The organism is Streptomyces sp. adm13(2018) (genome assembly GCF_008042145.1).
Classification (GTDB): domain Bacteria; phylum Actinomycetota; class Actinomycetes; order Streptomycetales; family Streptomycetaceae; genus Streptomyces.
This window is the reverse complement of record NZ_RDBH01000020.1, coordinates 1-7,467: the sequence shown is the minus strand read 5'-3', so window position 1 is coordinate 7,467 and position 7,467 is coordinate 1. Positions and strand designations below refer to the sequence as shown.

The 7,467-nt window shown below is 73.9% G+C and carries 9 protein-coding genes; 3 read left to right on the top strand and 6 right to left on the bottom strand.

Annotated elements, in window-relative coordinates; all coding sequences use genetic code 11:
• Window positions 1–40 precede the first annotated feature (40 nt).
• Together EAO70_RS02105 and EAO70_RS02100 are read right to left on the bottom strand one after the other, a co-directional pair.
• Entirely contained in the window at window positions 41–454 is a 414-nt protein-coding gene (locus EAO70_RS02105; protein WP_148001329.1) for a PaaI family thioesterase, read from the bottom strand.
• Between the two features lie 4 nt (window positions 455–458).
• Window positions 459–1,016, bottom strand: a complete 558-nt coding sequence (locus tag EAO70_RS02100; protein ID WP_148001328.1) for a sigma-70 family RNA polymerase sigma factor — start codon at window positions 1,014–1,016, stop codon at window positions 459–461.
• 270 nt (window positions 1,017–1,286) lie between these two features.
• Here EAO70_RS02100 and EAO70_RS02095 point away from each other — a divergent pair, with 270 nt between their 5' ends.
• Window positions 1,287–2,495 (top strand): CapA family protein, encoded by a 1,209-nt coding sequence (locus EAO70_RS02095; RefSeq protein WP_148001327.1) that lies wholly within the window; start codon window positions 1,287–1,289, stop codon window positions 2,493–2,495.
• A gap of 65 nt (window positions 2,496–2,560) precedes the next feature.
• Here the strand turns inward: EAO70_RS02095 and EAO70_RS02090 are convergent, their stop codons facing one another.
• Complete coding sequence (locus EAO70_RS02090; RefSeq protein WP_402113597.1) at window positions 2,561–2,965, bottom strand: universal stress protein; 405 nt, start codon at window positions 2,963–2,965, stop codon at window positions 2,561–2,563.
• Window positions 2,966–3,112: 147 nt separating this feature from the next.
• Between EAO70_RS02090 and EAO70_RS02085 the strand changes: the two genes are divergently transcribed.
• Window positions 3,113–3,979: a polysaccharide deacetylase family protein gene (locus tag EAO70_RS02085; protein ID WP_148001325.1), complete on the top strand. Its 867-nt coding sequence runs from the start codon at window positions 3,113–3,115 to the stop codon at window positions 3,977–3,979.
• 62 nt (window positions 3,980–4,041) lie between these two features.
• On the opposite strand, the gene EAO70_RS02080 is transcribed toward EAO70_RS02085, so the two are convergent.
• Entirely contained in the window at window positions 4,042–4,704 is a 663-nt protein-coding gene (locus tag EAO70_RS02080; protein WP_148001324.1) for a class F sortase, read from the bottom strand.
• Between the two features lie 426 nt (window positions 4,705–5,130).
• On the opposite strand from EAO70_RS02080, the gene EAO70_RS02075 reads away from it, so the two are divergent.
• Window positions 5,131–5,649 (top strand): hypothetical protein, encoded by a 519-nt coding sequence (locus tag EAO70_RS02075; protein WP_148001323.1) that lies wholly within the window; start codon window positions 5,131–5,133, stop codon window positions 5,647–5,649.
• A gap of 117 nt (window positions 5,650–5,766) precedes the next feature.
• Here the strand turns inward: EAO70_RS02075 and EAO70_RS02070 are convergent, their stop codons facing one another.
• Window positions 5,767–6,324 carry a hypothetical protein gene (locus EAO70_RS02070; protein WP_148001322.1) on the bottom strand — a complete coding sequence of 186 codons (558 nt, stop codon included), beginning with the start codon at window positions 6,322–6,324 and terminating at the stop codon, window positions 5,767–5,769.
• A gap of 166 nt (window positions 6,325–6,490) precedes the next feature.
• Window positions 6,491–7,255: a DUF4239 domain-containing protein gene (locus EAO70_RS02065; protein WP_148001321.1), complete on the bottom strand. Its 765-nt coding sequence runs from the start codon at window positions 7,253–7,255 to the stop codon at window positions 6,491–6,493.
• Window positions 7,256–7,467: the final 212 nt, after the last annotated feature.

The following is a 7,467-nucleotide window of genomic DNA, read 5'->3' as shown; positions in this document are numbered from 1 at the left end:
CCTTCGACGCGAACACCCCCACGGCCGGCGGGCGGGGCGTTCAGCCGAGCAGCGCGTACACCGCGGTCGCGTGGGCCGCGGTCTCCTCGGTGCCCTCGCCCGTCATGGTGATGTCGGCGAAGGCCATCCGCTTCCCCACCTTGGTGAGCCGGGCCCGCACCAGGACGTCGGCGCCGACCACGGCCCGCTGGAAGCTGATCGACTGCTGGACGGTGGTCATGGGCACGAAGCCGCCCCGGGCGGCGGCGACGGCGATCACCGTCGCCGTGTCGGCGGCGGCCATCAGGGCCTGGCCGGACAGACCGCCGCCCTCCCGGGCCAGCCGTTCCGACCAGGGGAGCCGGAGCAGGGCCTCCTGGCCGTCGACCGAGGCGACGGTGAGGCCCAGATCGAGCACCCAGGGCGCGAAGTTGTCGGCGAGGATCTTTTCGGCGGCGGCGAGGGTCAGCGTCACGGCGTCATTGTGGGGCCGCGGCCCGGGGTCGGGCAACGGCCGTGCGGTGCGGCCGGTAGCCGGGCAGTGACCGGCCCAGCTGCCGCAGCGCGTAGTGGGAGCGGGACTTGACGGTGCCGGCCGGGATGCCGAGGTCGTGGGCGGCCTCGTTGACGGTCAGGCCGTGGAAGTAGATCCGCACCAGGACCGCGCGGTGTTCGGGGCTCAGCTCGCGGACGGCCGCCCGGACGTCGAGCGCGGCCTCGGCCGAGGCGGTCGCGTCGGCGGGGTCGGGGGTGACGGCGAGGACCCCGTCCCCGATCTCGGCGGGCCGGGCGAGACGTGAGCGCCGGGCGTCGATGGCGAGGCGGCGGGCCACGGTGAAGAGCCAGGGGCGCATCGAGTCGTAGGGGCCGTCGAAGGCCTCGGGGTGGAGCCAGGCCCGTACCAGGGTCTCCTGGGCGAGGTCCTCGGCCCGCTGGCGGTCCCCGTAGGTGAGGCCGAGCAGGAAGGAGAGGAGCGCGGGGCCGTGGTCCCGCTGCAGCTCCTCCAGGGTCCGTTCGTCGGTGGTCGCCGTGGTCATGCTCCCCGCCTCTCTGCGGCTCGTCGTCCGGGGCGTATCGCAACCCATTCGGACGACGAGGGACAGGGAACGGACATCGGTCTGCGACGAACGGTCGCACCGAGCGGCGAGTGGTACGGCGAGCGGTCACGCGGCGGCCTACCGGAGGTACTGCGTCCGATTCAGCGGGGTTCCTGACGTTCTGCGGCCTTGACCCTTGACTGCGGCTTTCCCAGGAGATGAATTTGTATTCATATCTGTTCAGCTTAGGAATCGGGCGGAGAGCCGCACATGACCTCACGCACCAGACCCGCGGGCGTGGTCGCGCTCGCCGCCGTCCTGCTCGTGGTGGCCACCGGCTGCACCGGCGGGGGCGGCCCCGCGGCCGGTGACGCCCCCAGCCCCGGGGCGACGACCGGGCGACCGGGCTCCGAACGCCCCGCCGCCCCCGGCGGCCCGTCCGCGCCCGCCGGGTTCACCCTCGTCGCCTCCGGAGACGTCCTCCCGCACGACTCGATCATCCGGCGCGCCGCCGAGGACGCGGGCGGGGACGGCTACGACTTCGCCCCGATGCTCGCCGGGGTGAAGTCCGTGGTCTCCCGCGCCGACCTCGCCCTCTGCCACATGGAGACCGTGTACGGCGAGGAGGGCGGGCCCTACACCGGCTACCCCGCCTTCAAGTCGCCGCCCGAGGTCGCCGCCGCGCTCGGCGCCACCGGCTACGACTCCTGCTCCACCGCCTCCAACCACACCCTGGACGACGGGTCCGCGGGCCTCGGCCGCACCCTCGACGCCCTGGACCGGGCGGGCGTCCGCCACGCGGGATCGGCCCGGACCGCCGAGGAGGCGGCCCGGCCCACGCTGCTGAAGGCGGGCGGAGCCACCGTGGCCCAGCTCGCCTACACCTACGGCACCAACGGCTACCCCCTCCCCGAGGGGCGGCCCTGGGCCGTGCAGGTGCTCGACGAGCGGAAGGTGATCGCCGACGCCCGCGACGCCCGCGCGGCCGGCGCCGACGTGGTCGTGGTGAGCCTCCACTGGGGCACCGAGTGGCAGACCGAACCGGACGAGCGGCAGCTCGCGCTCGGCCGCTCGCTCACCGCCTCACGCAGCGGCGGCCGCCCCGACGTCGACCTCATCCTCGGGACGCACGCCCACGTCCCGCAGGCCTACGAGAAGGTCAACGGCACCTGGATCGTCTACGGGATGGGCGACCAGGTCGCCGGGGACATGATCAATCACGAGGGCGCCCACGACCCGCGCGGGAACCAGGGCAGCATCGGCCGCTTCACCTTCGGACCGCCCAAGGCCCCCGGCGGGCGCTGGGAGGTCACCGAGGCGGAGTTCGTGCCGCAGTGGTTCGACACCGGGCGCGGCCGGGTGGTCAACCTCGGCGCCGCCGACGGCTCCGACCCGCGCCACACCGAGATCCGGGACGGCATCCGGGAGGTGGTCCTCAGCCGCGGCGCGGCCCGGGACGGCCTCGTGATGGGGAGGTAGTACGCCCCCCTGCACCCGGCGGCGGGTCAGGGTGCCCGGCGCCGCGCGCCCCGGCGTCCGTGCGGTCACGGGACGACCGTGACCGGCCAGCGGCCCGCCTTCACGAGCCGGACCGCCACGGAACCCACGAACCGGTGCCCGGCCGACTCCGAGGCGCCCACGACCACGGCGTCCGCCGTCAGCTCCTCCGCGGCCCGCACCAGACCCGTGTAGGCGTCGCCGCGGAAGGTGTGGAACTCCCACCGGATCTGCCAGAGGTCCTTCACCTGCTCCGCCGACCTGCGGATCTGCGCGACCAGGTCCTGCGCGATCTCCTCGGTGGTCCCGGCGGTGGGCGCGCCCAGGGCGACCCCCGCGGTGAGCACCGGCTGTACGTAGACGAGCGCGAGCAGGGCGTTCTGCCGTCGGGCCAGCCCGGCCGCGTACGCCGTCGCGCGCAGCGAGGAGTCGGAGCCGTCGACCCCCGCCATGATCACCTTCGGACCGTCGGTACCCCGTTCGAACCCACCGGGCTGCTGTTCGCTCACCCGTCGAGGCTATCGGCTCATCGGGTGCATTCGGCGGGGCGGGCGGTGTCGATGAGCCGCACGGGAACTCAGCCGTAGGGACCATTGGTCATGAAAAAGGATCAGATGCCCAAGGGGCGCCGTGCGGTGTTGCGGCTGGCCGCCGCCCTCGGCGCCACCGTCACCGTCGGAGCCATCGCGGCGGACCGGCTGACGGCACCCGACCGGCCGGGCACCGCCGGGCCGCCCGCTCCGCCCCGCGGGGGGCCGGGCCCCGCCGCGGGCCCGCAGGCGCAGTCCGCCCGGCTGGGTCCCGCCTCCTACCGCCTCCAGCCCATGACGGCGTACGCGCCCCCGGCGTACCGGCGCGGGGTGCCCCCGGTCCGCCAGCGGCCGTTCCTGAGTATGTCCGGGGTCGGCCGCTCGATGGTGCTGAGCTTCGACGACGGGCCCGACCCCCGCTACACCCCGGGGATCCTGGAGACGCTGCGCCGCCACGACTGCCGGGCCATGTTCTTCGTCTGCGGCGAGATGGCGGTGGAGAACCCCGACCTGCTGCGGGAGATGGCCGCGGACGGCCATGTCGTCGGCAACCACTCCTGGTCGCACCCGCTCATCCCCAAGCTGCGGCCCTCCCGCATCCGGGACGAACTCGGCTCCACCAGCGAGGTCGTCGAACGGACCCTGGGCACGGCCCCGCTCTGGTACCGCGCGCCCTACGGTGCGTGGAACCGGCATTCCTTCGAGATCGGGGCCGAACTGGGCATGGAACCGCTCGCCTGGACCGTCGACACCCTGGACTGGAAGGAACCGGGCACCGACACCGTCGTCCGCCGGGTCCTCGACGGCGCCGCGCCCGGCGCCGTCGTGCTCTCCCACGACGCCGGCGGCGACCGCTCCCAGAGCGTGGCGGCGCTCCGGCGCTACCTTCCCGAACTCCTCGACGCGGGCTACCACATCACCGTGCCCCAGCGCTGAGCGCCGGGGCACGGGAAGGACCCCCGCACCGGTCTCGGATGCGGGGGCCTTCCTTTCGCGGCCTAGCGGGAGCCGACCATCCGCGCGTACACGACGACGTTCCCGTCGTAGCCACGCGCCCGTGTGTAGCCGCCGCCGCAGGTGATGACCCGCAGTTCTGGGGCGCCGGTGTCGGCGTACACCTGTACGCCCGGGAAGGCGTCCTTCGCGTACACCTCGACCCCGTAGATCTCGAAGACCGCGATCCGGCCGTCGTACCGCTCGACCTCGACGTGCTGGCCCTTCTCCAGGGACCCCAACCCGTAGAAGACCGCGGGTCCCTGGGCGTTGTCGACATGGCCGACGACCACGGCCGTGCCGCGCTGGCCGGGGGAGATGCCGTTCTGGTACCAGCCGGCGAGATTGGTGTCCTGCGGCGGCGGGGCCGCCACCCAGCCGTCCTGGTCCAGGCCCACGTCCATGATCGGCGCCGCGACCTGGATCGCGGGGATCTTGATGCGGGAGGCGGGGGCGAACGGCAGCGGCTCCAGGCCCTCGGTCGCGCCGTCCTGCGGCGGGGCGACCGGGTGCCCCACCGGACGCGCCGCGGCGGCCGGTTGCGGCGGCCCCTGGCCGAGGTCCACGCCGTTGCGCATCATCGCGATCCCGGACAGCATGGCGAGGGCCAGGACGCCCCACGGCCGGCGTCTCCTGCGCGGGACGACGCGGAAATCCTTCGGGGGCATGGTTCTCCCTTCGTGGCGTCGTCAGAACGGTAAGGGCGGGCCCACGGGCCGTCGCGCCGGACGGAGCGAACGGGTGGGGGCCGGGCCCCCTGCCACCCCTCTTCGGCCCGTCGTCGGCCCCCGCTCTCGGTGCCCCGCCGAGCCTGCCCCCGGCGCTCGCGGAGTGCGCCCGCGCGGCTCCCCGGCGCCGACAGGCGGGTGACACGGGGCTGACCCATCCGAGTAATCGTCAGATAAGCGACCCGCTCTGCTCTGACCTGCGGTTCTGGTGCTCGCGAGGTCCGGATTCCGGGCGTGTCGCCGCATCGGGTGGACCAGTCACAACATGCACGGCTTGCCTGCATTTGTGATGGTTCGTCATGGAAGGCGTACTCGTCGACACTCCCGGAGCACCGCTTTGGGGCGTCTTCCACTGGAGGTTCAACCATGCGTGCTGCACGCACTCTGGCGGTGACCGCCACCGCGATCGCGGCGGTCGGCCTCGCGGCCCCCCTCGCCGCCGCCACCTACGGCCCGGGCAACGTCCTCAGCGGTGGGTCCAACAACAGCCCGACCAACGTCACCGTCAGCCCCTCCGAGGTCCACCCGGGGTCGACGCTCACGATCACCGCCAGGGGCTGCAACCGGGGCGGCACGGTCACGTCCAACGCCTTCCCCGACGCCACGCTGTCCGGCGGTCCCGGCGTCTCCACCGCCGTAGCCCGCGTCTACAACAACGCCACCCCCGGCAACTACAACCTGGCGGTCCGCTGCAACGGCGGCTCCTCCGTGGTCACCGAGCCGTTCCGGGTCCTCCCGGGCCGCGGCGCCCAGGGCGGCCTCGGCGGCTCGCTGGCTCCCAGCTCCACGGAGATGGCCGTCGGCGGCAGCCTGGTCGCCGCCGCCGCGCTCGGCGGCGGGCTCTTCATCGTCCGCCGTCGCCGTGTGACCGGCGCGGGCGTCTGACCGGTCGAACCTCCCGGTCGACCCGCTCCGCCCGTCGCCCCCGGGTCCCGGCAGGGACCCGGGGGCGACGGGCGTCCGGGGGCGTCCGCCGCGGACCGGGCCGGCCGCGGCGTCCGCTCAGTGCCGGCGGGCCGCACCGGAGCGGCGGCGCAGCACGTACACACCGCCGACCGCCGCGGCAAGCACCAGCGCACCGCCCCCGGCGAGTTCGAGCGGCTCGAAGCCGCCGACCGAACCGCCCAGCCCGCCCCGCACCCCGCGCGGGGGAGTGAGCACGGTGGAGCTGATCGTCGGGGTGGCGGTCGGAACGCCGCTGATCGTCAGGTTCACGGTCTCCGAGACGCCGCCGGTGCAGTTGAACGACACCGTGTACACGGCGCCGCGCCGGGCGTCCGCGTCCACGGTGGCGATGGCCGCCGACCCCGGTGCGATGGTGACGGTGTCGAAGATGCCGGCCGAGGCCGTCGCCGTACTGGCGCAGCCGGGGGCGCTCAGCGACACCCGGCCGCCGGGGGCGACGAGCGAGGGCGACACGACGAAGTCGCCCGGTGCCTTGGCCCGCGCCGCCCGCGGGTTGGGTGCGGGGGCACCGTCCGCCGCGACGGCGGTGGGGGCGGCCAGGGCGAGGGCGGCCGCCCCCAGCAGGGCAGTGGACGCGGCACGTATCGCGCGCATGGTGAATCCTCCGGGTCCCGAGGGGTAGCCGCGGAAGGGGGTTTCCGCGAAAGACCGTGCGTACACCTCGATGCCGGACACGCTAGGAGCGCACTATCACAGCCGCGATCCCAGACGTGCGAATGGGGCACGCATGTCCCCCGATCGGCTCACCGGGCGGGTCGCCTCAGCGCCTGAGCTGCGGGAACAGATCGGTGAACGGCGCGGCGGTGGCCGAGATGCCCCGGCCGAACGGTGCGTCGAAGTCCCAGATGAGGAAGAGCAGGAAGGCGATGAGCACGCTGAAGAGTCCGGCGAGCAGCAGTTCGCGGCCGGTTCTGCGGATCTGCAGCGTGAAGATCAGGCCGACCGTCACCAGGGCCCCGATGATCAGACCGAACCACACCACGCCGGGCATGGTCGCGCCCGCGTTCTGCCCCCGGGCCCCCCGGGCGTCGTCGGCGACCGCCACCTGGTCGACCAGCGGCTGGTACGCCTGGCCCTCGAAGTCGTCCGCGGGCCGGTAGTCGGTGACGCTGCGGCGCACCTTCTCCAGGAGCGCGGTGCCCTCCTCGCTCAGCTCGCCGTGCTCCGTCATGTACCTCCACTCGTCGTCGATCACGTACGAGACGTAGGCGTCGACGTCGGCGCGGATCCCGTCGCGGACCGCCTGGGGGTAGACCTCGGCGCGGGCCGAGATCTCGTGCATCGCCTGCGCCTCCTGCCGCACCGTCTCCTGCGCGGCGCCGCGGGCCTCCCAGACGCCGGCGATGGCGAGGCCGAGGACGATGGCGTAGATCACGCCGATCATCATCGTCATGTACTCGATGACGTCGGGGGTCTCGCTGGGGTCGTCGTCCTCCGGGATCCGGCGGTGGTTGATGACGACGATGGTCAGGACGACGGCGCACGCGGCGGCCATCGCAAGGGTGAGAACGAGCCATTCGGACATGGATTCCTCGGGTGGGACTCAGAGGGGCAACGGGGGCCGTCGGAAGGACGGTTCGCGGGGGTCGGCGGGACGGCGGCTCACTTGGACCGGGCGCGCAGGATCGCCGTCGCGAGGACCGCGGGCGCGGTGATCACGAGCGTCGCGGTGATGACGTTCGGGGTGCTCTTCGGCTGGGGGCGCGCGGTACGGCGGTAGTGGGGCAGCGCCACGGG